The 15737-nt window shown below is 69.9% G+C and carries 14 protein-coding genes; all 14 read right to left on the reverse strand.

Annotation, left to right across the window (positions count from 1 at the left end):
• Window positions 1-142: 142 nt before the first annotated feature.
• The 14 genes from B1H55_RS10935 to B1H55_RS11000 all read right to left on the reverse strand — a co-directional run bounded on the left by B1H55_RS10935 (window position 143) and on the right by B1H55_RS11000 (window position 15601).
• Window positions 143-1642 (reverse strand): NCS1 family nucleobase:cation symporter-1, encoded by a 1500-nt coding sequence (locus tag B1H55_RS10935; RefSeq protein WP_073452674.1) that lies wholly within the window; start codon window positions 1640-1642, stop codon window positions 143-145.
• Entirely contained in the window at window positions 1639-3429 is a 1791-nt protein-coding gene (gene gcl, locus B1H55_RS10940) for a glyoxylate carboligase (protein WP_073452676.1), read from the reverse strand. The genes B1H55_RS10935 and gcl overlap by 4 nt, the downstream gene beginning before the upstream one ends.
• A 30-nt stretch (window positions 3430-3459) precedes the next feature.
• The gene (locus B1H55_RS10945) at window positions 3460-4383 is read right to left on the reverse strand and encodes a sugar phosphate isomerase/epimerase family protein (protein WP_073452678.1); all 924 of its coding nucleotides are present in this window, start codon (window positions 4381-4383) and stop codon (window positions 3460-3462) included.
• 59 nt (window positions 4384-4442) lie between these two features.
• Entirely contained in the window at window positions 4443-5396 is a 954-nt protein-coding gene (locus tag B1H55_RS10950; RefSeq protein WP_077240816.1) for a transketolase family protein, read from the reverse strand.
• Entirely contained in the window at window positions 5393-6214 is an 822-nt protein-coding gene (locus B1H55_RS10955; RefSeq protein WP_073452681.1) for a transketolase, read from the reverse strand. The genes B1H55_RS10950 and B1H55_RS10955 overlap by 4 nt, the downstream gene beginning before the upstream one ends.
• A gap of 62 nt (window positions 6215-6276) precedes the next feature.
• Window positions 6277-6687, reverse strand: a complete 411-nt coding sequence (locus B1H55_RS10960) for a DUF3830 family protein (protein ID WP_073452683.1) — start codon at window positions 6685-6687, stop codon at window positions 6277-6279.
• 60 nt (window positions 6688-6747) lie between these two features.
• Window positions 6748-7743 carry an aspartate/ornithine carbamoyltransferase family protein gene (locus tag B1H55_RS10965; RefSeq protein WP_073452685.1) on the reverse strand — a complete coding sequence of 332 codons (996 nt, stop codon included), beginning with the start codon at window positions 7741-7743 and terminating at the stop codon, window positions 6748-6750.
• 98 nt (window positions 7744-7841) lie between these two features.
• Window positions 7842-9191, reverse strand: a complete 1350-nt coding sequence (gene allB / locus B1H55_RS10970; protein WP_077240815.1) for an allantoinase AllB — start codon at window positions 9189-9191, stop codon at window positions 7842-7844.
• A 120-nt stretch (window positions 9192-9311) separates the two neighbouring features.
• A complete protein-coding gene (locus B1H55_RS10975) occupies window positions 9312-10808 on the reverse strand; it encodes an NCS1 family nucleobase:cation symporter-1 (protein WP_073452689.1) in 1497 nt (498 codons plus the stop codon).
• A gap of 95 nt (window positions 10809-10903) precedes the next feature.
• The gene (gene arcC / locus B1H55_RS10980; RefSeq protein ID WP_077240814.1) at window positions 10904-11845 is read right to left on the reverse strand and encodes a carbamate kinase; all 942 of its coding nucleotides are present in this window, start codon (window positions 11843-11845) and stop codon (window positions 10904-10906) included.
• Window positions 11846-11920: 75 nt separating this feature from the next.
• A complete protein-coding gene (locus B1H55_RS10985) occupies window positions 11921-12658 on the reverse strand; it encodes an aspartate/glutamate racemase family protein (RefSeq protein WP_073452693.1) in 738 nt (245 codons plus the stop codon).
• 255 nt (window positions 12659-12913) lie between these two features.
• Window positions 12914-13183 carry a hypothetical protein gene (locus tag B1H55_RS10990; RefSeq protein WP_077240813.1) on the reverse strand — a complete coding sequence of 90 codons (270 nt, stop codon included), beginning with the start codon at window positions 13181-13183 and terminating at the stop codon, window positions 12914-12916.
• A gap of 177 nt (window positions 13184-13360) precedes the next feature.
• Window positions 13361-14083, reverse strand: coding sequence for a FadR/GntR family transcriptional regulator (locus B1H55_RS10995; protein WP_073452696.1), 723 nt, complete (start codon window positions 14081-14083; stop codon window positions 13361-13363).
• A 147-nt stretch (window positions 14084-14230) separates the two neighbouring features.
• Window positions 14231-15601: an MFS transporter gene (locus B1H55_RS11000; RefSeq protein ID WP_077240812.1), complete on the reverse strand. Its 1371-nt coding sequence runs from the start codon at window positions 15599-15601 to the stop codon at window positions 14231-14233.
• Between the last annotated feature and the right edge of the window lie 136 nt (window positions 15602-15737).

The raw sequence follows: 15737 nt of genomic DNA on the forward strand, positions 1-15737 counted from the left end.
CAGAGCACCAACACCCGACGGCGGCGGTGCATATCGCCACCAAGCGCGACTTCGTACTTTCGGTGACGAGTACGTCCCCCCGCCCACCGAACTCGTCACCAAAAGTACGAACTCGACGCTCGGGCCCCGAAGAACTGTGGAATCACGTCCGCGCCGCAGCGGTCCTGACCCGCGGGCGCACGCCCCGGCTCCGCATGACCGCCCAGTAGCAGATCGCGCCCAGTGGCGCCGCGATGAACCAGGAGAAGGAGGCCAATGACTGGAACACCTTGATCGGCAGCAGCGCCACGCACAGGGAGACCACGGCGGCGGGGATGAACGCCGCCACGGCACTCATGTTGAGGCCGCCCCGGTAGTAGTACCGGCCACCGGGCCGGGGCGAGTAGAGGTCCTCCAGGTCGATCGCGTGCCGCTTGTACCAGAAGTAGTCGATCGCCAGGATGCCGAAGAAGGGCCCCAGCAGCGCCCCGAGCGAGCCCAGGAAGTAGGTGATCGCCGTCGGATTGCCGTAGAGGTTCCACGGCGTGACGAGGATCGAGGCGATGACGGCCACGATGCCGCCCACCCGGAAGGAGATCCTCTTGGGATTGAGGTTGGACAGGTCGAAGGCGGCCGACACGAAGTTCGCCACGATGTTGACCCCCACCGTCGCCACGATGAACCCGATGCTCACCACGTAGAAGATGATGTTGTTGTCGATTCTGGACAGGAGCTCGCCCGGGTCGTGGAAGGCCTCGCCGTAGACCTCGATCGCCGCGGCGGAGCACAGCACGGAGGTCATGGCGAAAGCGGTCCAGTTGAGGGGCAGGCCCAGGACGTTCCCCAGCACGAGGGACTTGGCGCTGGGGGCGTAGCGGGCGAAGTCGGAGAAGTTGAGCATGAGCGTGGCCAGGGTCCCCACCGTCAGGCCCACTGTCACGGCGATCTGGTAGAGTTGCTGCCCGAGTCCCGGCGTGACGCCGTCGGCGTTGACGAGCCAATCGAAGCGCCAGTCGGCCTGGCTGAGCATCCACACGCCCAGACCGATCATGATGACCCAGATGATGGGGCCGGCCATGCCCTGGAAGTGGCGGACCGCCTCCATACCGCGCCACACGATGACGAGCTGGATGGCGGACAGCACCAGGAAGGCGATCCAGCCGCTGAGGCGCAGCCCGAGGATGGAGGCATCGAGGTCCCCGAAGCCCGGGAGGATCCGTATGAGCAGCAGCTCCAGGGAGATGGAGGCCAGGTAGGTCTGGATGCCGTACCAGGCGATCGCCACGATCCCGCGCACCGCCGCCGGGAAGTTGGCGCCCCACACCCCCCAGGTGATGCGCGAGACCACGGGGTAGGGGGCACCGGTCTCATAGCCCATGTAGCCGGACAGGCAGCAGGCGCCGAAGATGATGAGGGTGGCCACGAGCACCCCGATGACGATCGCCAGCGGCGTCATGCCCATGAGCGTCCCCGTGCCGATGAACAGCGCCGCCGCGAAGGTGTAGTTCGAGGCGTTGTGGGCGTCGTTCATCCACAGGGAGAACAGGGAGTATGAGTTCCAGTTGCGGTCATCGGGGTGGGCGGGGGCCAGGTCCTCGTTGAACAGGCGCCCATCGGGATCGCCGGCGCGCAGGGTGTCGTTGCTGATGTCGGCGGCTCTCATGACGGCCCCGCTCCCGCTCTCAGGGCGATGGCCGTGGGCGCGTCGACCGCCGGGTCCTCGGCGATCGCCTCGAACTCGTTGACGGCGTCCAGGGCCGTGCCCATGGAGATATTCGTGACCCGCTCCAGGATCGCCTCGACGACGACGGGCACCCGATCCTTCAGCGCGAGCTCGCGGGCGCGGCCCAGGACGTCGGCGAGCTCCTCGGGCGTGCGGACCCGGATGGCGTGGCAGCCCAGGCCCTCGACGACGCCCACGTGGTCCACCCCGTAGCCGCCGGTCTGCGGGGCGTTGATGTTCTCGAAGGAGAGCTGCACCTGGTAGTCCATGTCGAAGTTGCGCTGCGACTGGCGGATGAGCCCGAGGTAGGCGTTGTTGACGACGACGTGGACGTAGGGGATCCGGTGGTGGGCGGCCACGGCCAGCTCCTCGATGAGGAACTGGAAGTCGTAGTCACCGGACAGGGCCACCACGGGCGTGTCCGGGTCGGCGACGACGGCCCCGATGGCGGCGGGGACCGTCCAGCCCAGGGGTCCGGCCTGGCCGGCGTTGATCCAGTGGCGCGGCTTGAACACGTGGAGCATCTGGGCCGCGGCGATCTGGGACAGGCCAATGGTGGTCACGTACCGGGTCTCGGGGCCGAAGGCCCGGCACATCTCCTCGTAGACGCGCTGCGGCTTCAGGGGGACGACGTCGAAGTGCGTCTTGCGCAGGAGCGTGGCCTTGCGCTCGTGGCACTCCTCCACCCAGGGCGCGTAGCGCTCCAGGGGCTGGGTGTAGCGCTCGCGCGCTGCGGCCAGGAGCGCCCGCAGCGCGAGCCCGGCGTCGGAGACCGCGGAGAAGTCCGGCGGGAAGATGCGTCCGATCTGCGTGGGCTCGATATCCACGTGGACGAAGCGCCTGCCCTCCCGGTAGACCTCCAGGTTGCCGGTGTGACGGGCGGCCCAGCGGTTCCCGATCCCGATGACGAGGTCGGAGGCCAGGAAGGTGGCGTTGGCGTAGCGCTGGGAGGTCTGGATCCCGGCCATGCCCTGGGCGAGCCGGTGATCATCCGGGATGGAGCCCCAGCCCATGAGCGTGGAGATGACCGGCGCCCCCAGGAACTCGGCCAGGGCCACGAGGTCATCCGCGGCGTCGGCGTTGATGACGCCCCCACCGGCGATGATGATCGGGCGCTCGGCGCTGTTGAGCATGTCGAGGATCCGATCGGCCTGGTAGCGGGACATCGCGGGGGTCGCCACGGGCAGGGGCTCGTAGGCGTCGATGTCGAAGTCGATCTCGGCGACCTGCACGTCGAAGGGCAGGTCGATGAGGACCGGCCCGCGGCGCCCGGAGCGCATGAGTTGGAAGGCCCTGGCCAGGGTGCCGGGGATCTGGGCGGGCTCCAGGACGGTGACGGCCATCTTGGTCACGGGCGCGGCGATGGAGGCGATGTCCACGCCCTGGAACTCCTCCTTGCTCAGCATGGCCACCGCCGCCTGGCCGGTGAGGCACAGGATCGGTATCGAGTCGGCCCAGGCGGAGTACAGGCCGGTGACCATGTCGGTCCCGCCGGGACCGGAGGTGCCGATGCACACGCCGATGTTGCCCGGCGCGGCGCGGGTGTACCCCTCGGCCATATGGGAGGCGCCCTCGACGTGGCGCGCGAGCACATGCCGGATGCCCCCGTGGTTCTTCATGGCCGAGTACAACGGGTTGATGGCCGCGCCCGGCACGCCGAAGGCCTGGGTGGCACCTTCTTTCTCGAGGATGAGGACGATCGCGTCCACTGCGCGCATACGAGCCATCACTGCTCACTCCTTCTCAGATCGGTGCTCTCACAGGGTTCGCCAGGCCTCGCGGAGGACCCGCTTGGCATCGGCGATGACGGTCTGGGTGCTCTCCCCGTCGCTCAGCGGCTGGACCTCGAAGGCGACGATGGGGCGCTCGGGGGCGTCGGAGCGCAGGTAGCCGATATCGAGCAGGCCGCGCAGGAAGTCGCGCACCTGGGGGACGTTGTTCTCCCCCTTGGGGTGGGAGAAGGCGGGGTGCTTGTCCCCGTAGGCGGGGTCCGCGGGGTCCCGGATGACGCAGTTGCCGATATGGGCGTGGTTGATGAACTCGGCGGTCTCGCTCAGAGCCTGGTGGACGGTCTCGCCCTGCATGGGCAGGTGGGACAGGTCCACCATGAGCCCGAAGCCGGGGATCGCCTTGCGCACCTCCCGGGCCAGTTCGCAGGCGAGCCGGTTGGTGCCGATGAGGGCGCACTTGTCGGTGGAGTCGTCGAAGGTCTCCAGGGAGAGCGTCAGGTCGCCCTTGGATGCCGCGTAGCGGCCGAGCTGGACGATGGAGTCCGCCAGGAGCCCCAGGGCGGTCTCGCGCTGGTCGGCCGGCGGATTGGGGCCGGACAGGAAGCCGAACTTGCCGGCGCCCAGCTCGTAGGCCTGATCGATGCCGCCCTTGAGGGTCTCGATGGCGGCGGCCCGCTCGGCGTCGTCAGTGGAGTTGAGATTGAGCTTGCCCCGCAGGATGAGGGGCTGCCCGCCGAAGCCGACGGTCATCCCGGCACTGGAGACGACCGCTGCGACAGCGGCCCGCTCGGCGGGGTCCTTGACGTGGGTGACCTCGATGGCGTCGAAGAAGTCGTCAGCGGCGATGCGCTCGACGCTGGCGGCGATCTCGCCCTCTCCGGTCATGGCGGCGGGGTCCGCCATGAAGTGGACGATGCCGACCTTCATGTAGTCGTGGAGGGATTCCTTCATGATGCTCGCTCCTTGAGTGGTGAGTGCGGATGATGGTGCGGACGGTGGGACGGGGAGGGTCAGCCCCTGCGGCGCCCGATGACGCGGCGCGCGGCGTCGGCGATATTGGCGGCGCGCAGCCCGAAGTGGTCGAAGAGCTCGTCCATGGTTCCGGACACCCCGAAGACGTCCCGGGTCCCCACCCGCTCCATGGGCACGGGCCGGGCCTCGATGAGCGTCTCGGCGACGGCGGATCCCAGGCCCCCGATGATCGAGTGCTCCTCGGCGGTGACGAGGCCGCCGGTGCGCTCGGCGCTGGCCAGGACGGAGTCGGTGTCGAGGGGCTTGATGGTGTGGTGGTGGACGACCTCGGCGCTGATGCCCTCGGCGGCCAGGAGCTCGGCGGCTCCCAGGGCCTCGGAGGCCATGGCGCCGGTGGTCAGCAGGGAGATGTCGGCGCCCTCGCGCAGGGTGAGGGCCCGCCCGATCTCGAAGGGGGTGGCCTCCTCAGTGACCACGGGCACGCCGAGCTTGCCGACCCGCAGGTAGACGGGCCCGGGGTGGGCGTAGGCGGCGCGGACGGCCTTGCCCATCTCGACGGCGTCGCAGGGCACGAGGACCGTCATCCCGGGGATGGAGCGCATGAGGCTCACGTCCTCCAGGGGCAGGTGAGTGGCGCCCTCCTGCGCGGCGGTGGTGCCGGCGTTGTGGCCGACCACCGTCACCGCCCGGCCCGAGTAGGCCACGGAGACGCGGATCTGGTCGAAGCCGCGCCCGGTGAGGAAGTTGGCGTAGGCGTTGGCGAAGGGGGCCTTGCCCATGGCGGCCAGTCCCGCGGCCGTGCCCACGATGTCGCACTCGGCGATGCCCAGGTTGATGAATCGCTCGGGGATCGCCTCCCCGAAACGGGATGTGTAGTTGGCCTTGGAGCAGTCGCCGTCGAGGACGAAGACGTCCTCGTGGGCGCGGCCGAGCTCGATGAGCGCCTCGGCGTAGCCGTCACGCGGTTCTCTGATCTCAGTGGTCTGGCTCATCGCAGTTCCTCCAATGCGATCCGCAGCTCGGCGTCGGTGGGCGCCAGGCCGTGGTACTTCGCCGTGTTCTCCATGAAGCTCACGCCCTTGCCCTTGACGGTGCAGGCGATGATCGCCGTGGGCGCGCCCCTGGTGCCCGCCGCCCGGGTCAGGGCGTCGTCGATGGCGCGCAGGTCGTGGCCGTCGATCTCGATGACCTCCCAGCCGAAGGCCCGCCACTTGGCACCCTGGTCGCCGAGTGATTTGACCGAGTCGACGGTGCCGTCGAGCTGGATGCCATTGGCGTCGATGAGGGCGCACACGTTGTCCAGGCCCCGGTCGGAGGCGGTCATCGCGGCCTCCCAGATCTGGCCCTCCTGGCTCTCGCCGTCGCCGATCATGACGTAGTAGCGCGAGTCCAGGCCGTCGTGCTTGGCGGCGATGGCGGCGCCGTTGGCCACCGACAGTCCCTGGCCCAGGGAGCCGGAGGAGGAGTCCACCCCCGGCAAGTGGGTGTTGGAGGGGTGGCCCTGGAGCCGGGTGGGCAGGGCCCGGAAGGTCATGAGCTCCTCGCGGGGGAAGAACCCGCGGGCGGCCATGGCCGCGTAGTAGGCGGGCGTGCAGTGCCCCTTGGACAGGAAGAACTGGTCGCGCTCGCGCCAGTCGGGCTCCTCGGGGCGCACCCGCAGGTGGTGCAGGTAGAGGACCACCAGGGCGTCGATCGCGGACAGTGATCCGGCGGGGTGGCCGCTGCCCGCCTTGTTCGTCATGCGGACGATGTCGCGCCGGCACTGGCGGGCGACGTCCGTGAGCTGTGAGAGCTCTTCATCGGTGAGCATTCGCTCCTCCTCCTCGGGGCGGCCCCGCCGCGGATGGGCGGGGCCGCCCGTCTCGTGTGGTCTCAGATCTCGCGGAAGGAGATCTCCTGGGCGCCCTCCCACAGGAACTTCTCGCCCAGGGCGGGGAGGTTCTCATTGCCCTCGACGATGGTGGCGAAGTGGTTGCCGGCGAGCTGGCCGGCCTTGGACGCGAAATTCACGTAGCCGTAGCCGATGAGCAGCTCGGTCTCGGACACGCCTCCGGGGTAGATGACGATCTCGCCGGGGTGCGGGTAGCAGGTGCCGTTCTCCGGCTCGATCCCGAGGTCGAGGTCCCCGAAGGGGATCCACCCGGCCTGGCCGGACCAGCGCACGTGGATGATCCGGGAGTCCAGGGGGAGGAGCTTCTCGCGGAAGGCCGCCACGGTGCGCGGCGCGCCCTCCTCCTCGTAGCGGGCCTTGAAGGTGTAGCCGCCGGCCTTGATCTCAAGCATGGTTCATGTCCTTTCGTGAGGTGCGCGGTGATGGGTGGGGCGTCGGTATGGGGCGGCGCCTCAAACGCCGACGATCGAGGTGACCAGGGCCATCCGGATCGAGACGGACTGGAGGATCGCCCGGAAGTAGAGCTGGTGCGGGGTGTTGTCGATCCGCAGGTCCATCTCCCCGGCGCGGCGGGGCAGGGTGTGGGTGACGTAGATCTGGTGGCCCTTCTCGGCCTCCTCGGCGAGGGTCTCGTAGCGCACGAAGTAGCGATCCATGAGGGTCTTGAACTCCTCGGCCTTGGCGCCGGCGGGCGCGGAGCAGCCGGGCAGGTAGATGAGGTCCTGAGTGCGCACGAAGTCGTTGAAGGTGTCCTGCTCGAAGTCGAACTCCTCGCTGAGGCCCGCCTTGGACTCGGCGCGGATGCGCTCGGTGACCTCGGTGGGCGTGCGTCGGTCGGAGTCGGAGCAGATGGTGACGTTGGCGCCCAAGCGCGCCAGCCCGTAGGCCATGGAGTGGCCGGTTCGGGCCTCGATCATGTCCGGGGAGACGACGGCGACGTTGAGCCCCTCGATCCTCCCGAAGCGGCGCCACATCGTGTACAGGTCGAGCAGGGCCTGGGTGGGGTGCTCCCAGTGCCCCCACCCGCCGTTGATGATGGGGCACTCGGCGGCCTCGGCGCCCCGGCGCGCCTCCTCCTCGTCATAGTGGCGCAGCACGATGAGGTTGGCGTACTGGGAGACGCAGCGCATCGTGTCCTCGATGCTCTCCTCCTTGGCCACCGAGGAGGTGACCTTGGGGTTGGCCTCGACGATCGTCATGCCGCCGAGCCGCTCGACGGCGGTCTGGAAGCTCATGCGGGTGCGCGTCGAGGGCTGGAAGAACATCAGCGCGATCATCTTGTCGGTGAGGATCTCGGCCCGGGTGCGGTTGAAGAGCTCGAGGTTCTTGCCCAGCTCGAAGAGGTTGTAGAGCTGGGTGTCGGACAGGTCGTTGATGGAGATGAAGCTCTTGCCGACGTTGTCGACGGCGTCCACGAGCCCCTTGAGCGATCGCATGTGTTCGGACATGTTTCTTCCTCCTCGGGGAAGCGGTGGTGGTTGGTTGTTCGGACGGATGATGGGTGGTGGGCCGCCCCGCCGATCGGGCGGGCGGCGGAACCGGGCGGTCAGCGACGGCGCAGCAGCCGCCCGGTCCTGGAGTCGCGGTCGACGCTCCAGCCGCGCAGGATGGTGCGGCTGACGACGCCGCGCAGCTCGCGCCCCTGGTAGGGCGAGATCGGGTTGCGGTGCTCCAGCGCGGTCACGTCCACGGTGAAGGGGGCCTCGGGATCGAGGACGATCAGGTCCGCGTCATTGCCGACGGCGATTGCCCCCTTTCCGGGGATGGAGAAGGTCGCGGCGGGGGCCTGCCCGTACCAGCGGGCGAGATCGCTCAGGGTCGCCCCGAACTCGGCGCCGGCGCTCCACACGGCGGCGGGCCCGAGCTGAACGGAGGCCACGCCTCCCCAGGCCTGGGAGAAGTCGCCGGTGTCCTGGCGCTTGAGGTCGATGGTGCACGGCGAGTGGTCGGAGGCGATGTGGTCGATCGTGCCGTCGAGGAGTCCGGCCCACAGCTCGCGGCGGTTGGCCTCGGAGCGGATGGGCGGGGCGCACTTGTACTCGGTGGCGCCGTCGGGGATCTGCTCGGCGGCGAAGGTGAGGTAATGCGGGCAGGTCTCGGCGGTGATGCGCAGGCCCTCCTCCTTGGCGGCGCGGATGAGGGGCAGTGCCTGGGCGGAGGCCAGGTGGAGGATGTGGACCCTCGCCCCGGTGGCCCGGACGGCGTCGATGACGGCCGAGATCGCGGCGGTCTCGGCGGCGTCGGGCCGCGAGCGCAGGTATCCGGCGTACTCGCGGCCGATGTCCTGCGGGGCGCTCGCCAGGACGCCGGGGTCCTCGGCGTGGACGATGAGCGGGGCGTCGATGCGGGCGAGCTCGGTCAGGGCCTCGCGCACGCCGTCGTAGCCCAGGAAGCCGTACTCGTCGATGCCGGAGTGGGCGGTGAAGCACTTGAAGCCGAACACGCCGCGCTCCCACAGGGGCGCGAGCTCGGCGGTGTTGCCGGGGACGGCGCCTCCCCACAGGCCCACGTCCACGGAGAGCTTGCCGCGGGCGGCCTCCTCCTTGAGCTCGAGGTTCGCCACGCTCACGGTGGGCGGGGAGGAGTTGAGCGGCATGTCGAGGATCGTGGTGATGCCCCCGGCCAGTCCCGCGCGGGTGGCTGTCTCGTAGCCCTCCCACTGGGTGCGGCCGGGCTCGTTGATGTGGACGTGGGAGTCCACGAGCCCGGGCATGAGGACGCGGTCGTCGGGGACCTCGATGCGCTCGCGGGCGATGGGGGCGGCCCCGGGATCGACGACGGCGGTGATGCGCTCGCCGTCGATGACGACGGCCGCGGGCCGGACGCCGTCGGGCAGGACCGCGCGGTTGGCGGTGATGACGAGGTCGTGGGTGGGCTCGGTCGATGCGGTGGTCATGATGCTCTCCTCTCTTCCCGCCGCTGCGGGGCGGTCGGGGTCGGTGAGTGCGGTTCAGGGCTGTTCAGGGCGGATCAGGTTGATGAGCGCCGGTCTGAGCGGGTCCGGTGCGGGGCGCGCTCAGCGAGCGACGGAATCGCGGTCGGCGTCGAGGTCGACGGTCCGGGCCTGGCGGACGGCCCTGAGGACGTAGGGGTCCGCCCGCGACATGAGCAGGTGGATCCCCAGGCCCAGCACGGCGCCGATGAACCAGGAGAACGGGCTGAGGAACTTGCAGAAGGTCACCGGGACGACGGCGACGATGATCGAGGGCACCGAGGCGATGACGAAGGCCCAGACGGCGCGCATGTTCCAGCCGGAGGTGAAGGTGTGCATGCCGTCCCGCTTGAACAGCTCGGACACCTGGACCTGGCCCTTCCGGAGCATGTAGTAGTCGGCGATGATGATGCCGAAGAGCGGCCCGAGCACCGCGCCGAGGGCGGCGAGGAACACGTTGATGACGACCGGGTTGTTGTAGAGGTTCCACGGCGTGATGACCAGGGCGATGCAGGCGGCGATGAACCCGCCCCGCTTGAAGTCGATCTTCGCCGGCCAGGCGTTGGCCAGGTCGTAGGCCGGGGAGACGAAGTTCGCCACCACGTTGATGCCCAGGGTGGCCACGGTGAAGGTGATGGCCCCCAGGATGATGGCGATGGGGTGGTCGAGCTTGGCGACGAGGTCCACGGGGTCGTAGATGTACTCGCCGTAGATCTGGAAGGAGCCGGCCGTCACGAGCACGGAGACCACGGAGAAGGCGATGAAGTTGACGGGCAGGCCCCACAGGTTCGCCATCCACACGGCCTTCCGGTTGGGGGCGAATCGCGAGAAGTCGCAGAAGTTGAGCAGGAGGGTGGAGAAGTAGGTGACGGTGAGGCTGATGGCGGCGAGCAGGGCGTAGCCGGTGCCCCACTGGGGCGCCTCCGCCGTCAGGCTCAGCGAGATGTGCCAGTCGGCCAGGTGGAGGACGTAGGCGGTGAGCAGGAACATGACCACCCAGACGGCGGGGCCGGCCCAGTCCTGGAACTTGCGGATGGTCTCCATCCCCCGGCGCAGCAGGAGGAGCTGGAGGCACCACATGAACAGGAAGGCGGCCCAGCCGAGCAGGGTCTCGCCCAGGAAACGGGTCTGACCGAGATTCGTGATGCCCGGCCACATGCCCCCCAGGAGCACGATGACGGCCTTGGAGGCGAGCCAGGTCTGGATGCCGTACCAGCAGATGGCGACGGCGCCGCGCAGCAGGGCGGGCAGGTTGGAGCCCACGGTGCCGAAGGTGATGCGGGCCAGCACCGGGTAGCACAGGCCGGTGGCCTGCCCGGCGAAGCCGACGAGGTTCATGAGGAAGAAGACGATGATGATGCCGATGCTCAGAGCGCCGAAGACGTGCCAGGCGCCCAGCCCGAGGGCGAAGAGCCCGGCGGCGAAGGTGTACCCGCCGATGGAGTGAATGTCTGACATCCACATGGCGAAGAGGGAGAAGAACCCCCAGTCGCGCTCCTTGGGCGGTAGGAGGTCGTCGTTGACGAGGCTGTTGCTGATCTCTGGTTCGGCGCTCGGGGCGGCCGTCTGCTGTGGTGCCATGATGCGACCTTTTCCGTCAGGGTCGGGCGTCATCGCCCTCGGATGTGATTCGTGCGTTCAGGCAGGGGATGCGGTTCGGTTGGGGATGGTGGGATTCAGGGGGTGATGGTGGTGCCGGTCGTGCCCGCGAGGGCGTCGACCATGCGGGGGAGGGAGGTGATGATGACCCGTTCGCCCCCGCGCTCGAGGAAGGAGATGGCCGCCTGGATCTTGGGGGCCATGGAGCCGGCGCCGAACTGCCCGGCCTCGAGGTGCTCGCGGGCCTGCGCGATGGTCAGGGACCGCAGCTCGGCCTGGGTGGGCTTGTTGAAGTCGAGGCAGACGGCGTCGACGGCGGTGCAGATGATGAAGTCCTGGACGCCGAGGCGGTTGGCGAGCAGGGCGGAGGCGAGGTCCTTGTCGATGACGGCCTCGACACCAGTGAGTCGGGCGTCGTCGCGCCGCACGGGGATGCCTCCGCCGCCGCAGGCGATGACGATGCTGCCGGAGTCGGCGAGGGCCTTGATCGTGCCCGCCTCGACGATCTCGAGCGGTTGGGGCGAGGCGACGACGCGGCGGTAGCCGCGGCCGGAGTCCTCGCGCAGCGCCCACCCCTCCTCGCGCTCGTGGCGCTGGGCCTCCTCGGCGCTCATGAACGAGCCGATGGGCTTGGTGGGGTCGACGAAGGCGGGGTCGGCGGGATCGACGACGGTCTGGGTGACGATCGCGGCCACGTCCTTGGAGATGCCGCGCTCGGCCAGGGCGTTGCGCAGACCGCGGGCGAACATGTAGCCGGTGGCGCCCTGGGTGTCGGCGCCCAGGACGTCCAGGGGGATCGGCGGCAGCTCGCCGAGGGCCAGCTCGGCGCGCCGCAGCAGGAAGCCGACCTGCGGCCCGTTGCCGTGCGTGACCACGGGGGTGAATCCGGCCTCGACCAGACGGGCGATGCTCTCGGCCGACTCGGCCACGGCGGCGGCCTGGTGGGCCACGGAGATCTCATCGCTGTTCTTGACCAGGGCATTGCCGCCGACGGCGACGACGACTCCTCGGGTGCTCATGGCGCGTCCTTTCAGGGGTGGAACGGTGCGGGTTGGTGGGGGCGGGGAAGGGTGGCCGGCGATCGGCGGCGGGCCTCAGGTGGCCGCGCCCCGGGCGCTCGGCAGGGGCCAGCCGCGCACCTCCTTGGGGCGCGGCGCGGCGTAGGTGCGGGATTTCGATGTGCTCAGGCCGAGCCCGACGAGGTCCTCGGCGAGCTTGACGGCGGCGGCGACGCCCTCGACGACGGGGATGCCCAGCTCCCGGTTGAGCTCGGCGTCGAGGCCGGCCATTCCCCCGCAGCCGAGCACGATGACCTCGGCGCGGTCCTCATCGAGGGCGGCGCGGGCCTGGGCGATGATGGCGCGCCGGGCGGCGTCGGCGTCCTCGAGCTCGAGGACCCCCAGGCCGGTGGAGCGCACCGAGGCGCAGTGGGCGGCCAGCCCGAAGGCCGCGAGGCGCTCCTCGATGAGGGGCACGGTGCGGTCCAGGGTGGTGACGGCGCTGAAGGAGCGGCCCAGGAGCATGGCGAGATGGGCGGCCGCCTCGGTCATGTCGACGACGGGGACGTCCAGGAGCTCCATGAGCCCCTCCTTGCCGTGCTCCCCGAACCCGGCTTGGACGACGGCGTCGAAGGGCTCGGGGTAGGAGGTCAGCGCGCTCATGACGGCGACGGCGGCGAGGTGGGACTCGAAGTTCCCCTCGACGGAGTCCGCGCCGATGGTGGGGGTGACCCCGATGATCTCGGTGCCCGGGGCGGCGACGGCGCGCGCCGCCTCGGCGATCGACCGGGTCATCGACTCGGTGGTGTTCACATTGACGACAAGGATTCTCATGGCTCGCGCTCCGCCCCGTGGTCGCTGTTCGGCTCAGCATCATTGCGAGCCGTACTCCTCAGAGGTCTGTGCTCTAAGTTGTGTGGCTCAAGCGTAAGCCCTGTCACACGCGGGCGCAAGACCCTGTTGTGATCCGATCGGCCGGGGCGCGATCCGGCCGCGGGCGCACGAGCGCCCCGCGGCACGGGGCGGCGGGGCGCTGGTGGGAAGGGGCCGGGGACTGGCGGTCCGCCGGCGCTCGGGGTCGCGGCGGGATCAGAGCCCGGCGCGGTGGAGCTGGGTGAAGGCGGTGGCCACGGACAGGACGACGGAGACGAGCGAGCCGATGACGACCACCGGCATCGAGCCGGCGATGGCGGCGAAGGCGGTGAGCATGCCGAGGATCGCCAGGATCGCGAGGGCGACGGTGACGACCGTGATGTCGGTGGAGCCCACCGCCCCCTGCTCATGGGGCTGCGCGGGGGCGATGACGCCGCCCGCCGTCGGGAGGGGCGACTCGCTCATGGGCGCGGTGATGGCGGACATTTCTCCTGCTCTCCTTCTTCATAGCTGCCGGCAGGAGCGGTCGCGCTCCTGCACGACTCTGTACGGCTCTGCGCCCCACTTGGGGGCAGAACGAGTTTACGGCACGTCAAGAGCCTACTCAGACCTCTGGGGAATCGATTTGCTCACACGGATGGCGCGGTGCCCGGAGCCGACCGCTCAGAGGTTCTCGGAGAGCTCGCTGCCCTCGCGCTCGCGCGCCGAGAGGATGTCGGCGCGCGTGGTGCCCATGTGCTCGAGCATGAGGGAGACGGCGCGCTGCTCGTCGCGCGCCTCGATGGCCTCCAACAGGGCCCTGTGCTGCTCGCTCGTGCGCCGCCTGACCTCAGGGGACTCGAAGGCCCGGAAGCGGGCGCCGAGCAGAGCGTCGCGCAGGGGGTGCAGGGTGGAGGCGACGAACTGATTGCCGGTGGTGGCCACGATGGCGTCGTGGAAGGCGTAGTCGAGGCCGACAAGGGCCTGCACGTTCTCGGTCTTCTGCGCCAGATCGAACTCCTCCAGGCAGCGGCGCATCTCCGCGAGGTGCTCCTCGGTGCGCTGCTGGACGGCGAGGCGGACGGCGCCGACCTCGAGCATCTCCTCCACGCCGAGCACGTCCACCTCGACCTCGGAGACCCGGCCCTCATGGGCGGCCACGTACATGAGGTAGGGAAGCTCGCGCCAGCGGAAGCGGGGAAGGAGGAAGGTGCCCCGCCCGTGGACGACGTTGAGGACGCCCCCCATGGAGAGGTTGCGCACGGCCTCGCGCATCGTGGGCCGTGAGACATTGAGGAATCGGGCGAGCTCGGACTCGCCGGGGAGGGGGACGTCCTCCACGAAGGTCTTGTCGACCACCGCGTCGAGGATCTTCTCGACGGCGTTGGCAACCATGTCGTGAGCCATCTTGCGCCTTCTCATCGCGGGCGCGACGGCGCCCGGCCGTTGGCCGGTCCGCTGCGGGCCGCACCATGAATATGCAGATCACGCTCGGGCATCAGGCGTCCGGGCGGTGCCACGACAGGCAGTATTGCGCACGTGCGCCCCGATCCCCTAATACGGGCGGGGGCGGCCCCCCAGACGGCTCATGCCCGTTCGGTACCCGGCGACGACGACGAGCACCATGATCACGAGGCCGATCTGCACGGGACGCGACCATCCGCCGTCGGGGAGGATGAGCACGGCGACGCCGGCCGCGAGGCACTCGGCGGTGTTGAACAGGACGTCGTAGAGGGAGAAGGCGCGGCCGCGGAAGGCATCGGCCGTGTCCGACTGGACGATGGTGTCCACGGCGATCTTGGCCCCCTGCACGCCGATGCCGAAGAGGAGGAGCCCCGTCATGAAGGGGAGACGCGCGTAGGAGGCGGCGATGACCGCCTGCCCGGTCGCCCCGCCGAGGAGGCAGATCACCACCCAGGTGGCGGGCGGGATGCTCTTGTGGGCGATGGGGGTGAGGATGACGGCGAGGAAGTGGCCGACGAGCATCGCCCCCATGAGGGCGGCGAAGTTGGCGATCCCCGCGTCGGCGTCGCCGCCCGCGGCCAGGAGGTTGCGGCTGGCCAGGATGATCGTGATGAGCTCCATGCCGTAGACGAAGCGGTGGAGGGCCATCGCGGCCAGGGCGAGCGCGGGCGTTCCGCGGCGCGCGAGGTAGCGGATCGCGGAGATGAGATCGGATGCCGTCGAGGCGATCGCGGCACCGAGCCCGCCGTCGCCCCGTGCGCCGACATCGGGCGCTGCGGGGCCAGCGGAGTCGGTGGAACCAGCGGATTCGGCGGAACCAGTGGGGGCGGGCCCCCGCACGGGGCCGAGCTCGCCCGGGGCCAGGCGAGTGGCCAGGAGCGCGGCGAGGCCGTACAGCGCGACGGCGCTCAGCAGGCTGGCGATGTCCTGGGCGGTTCCGGGGGGCAGCACGAGGCGCAGGATGACGCCGATGGCGGCGCCGATGGCGCTGGCGGCCCCGCCGAGGGTCGGCACGATGGAGTTGGCGGTGAGCAGTCGCGCGGGGCTGATGATCCGGGGCAGCCCGGCGGCCAGCACGGCGAGCAGGAAGCGGTTGACGCCCATGGTCACGAGCACGAGGACGTAGATGGGCGGGCTGATCCCGACCAGCCAGAGGACGATGGACGCGGCCCCGACGAGGCCGACGCGCGCCAGGTTGCCGTACAGGATGATCTGCCGGCGCCGCCAGCGGTCGATGAAGGGCCCGGTGAAGGGCCCGACGATGCTGAAGGGCAGCAGCATCACCACCAGGGCGAAGGCGACGCCGGAGGCGGTGGTCATGTTCTGCGGCGCGAAGAAGAACAGCGTGGCCAGGCCGGCCTGGACGAGGCCGTCGCCGATCTGGGAGATGAGGCGCACGCCCAGCAGGACGCGGAAGGCGCGGGTGGCCCCCAGGTCCTTCAGATCGCCGACGAGCCGCATATCCTCCATCCTGCCCGATCCGCGGGTCGGGCGGGAGTGATCGAGGGGCGGCGGCCGCCCGGGGGCGGGTCAGACGCAGCGGGCGGAGAGCACGCCGTCGATGGAAAGGAGCTCGTCCAGGACCCCGGGGGCGGGG

It is taken from the genome of Actinomyces denticolens (assembly GCF_002072185.1).
Taxonomy (GTDB): Bacteria; Actinomycetota; Actinomycetes; order Actinomycetales; family Actinomycetaceae; genus Actinomyces; species Actinomyces denticolens.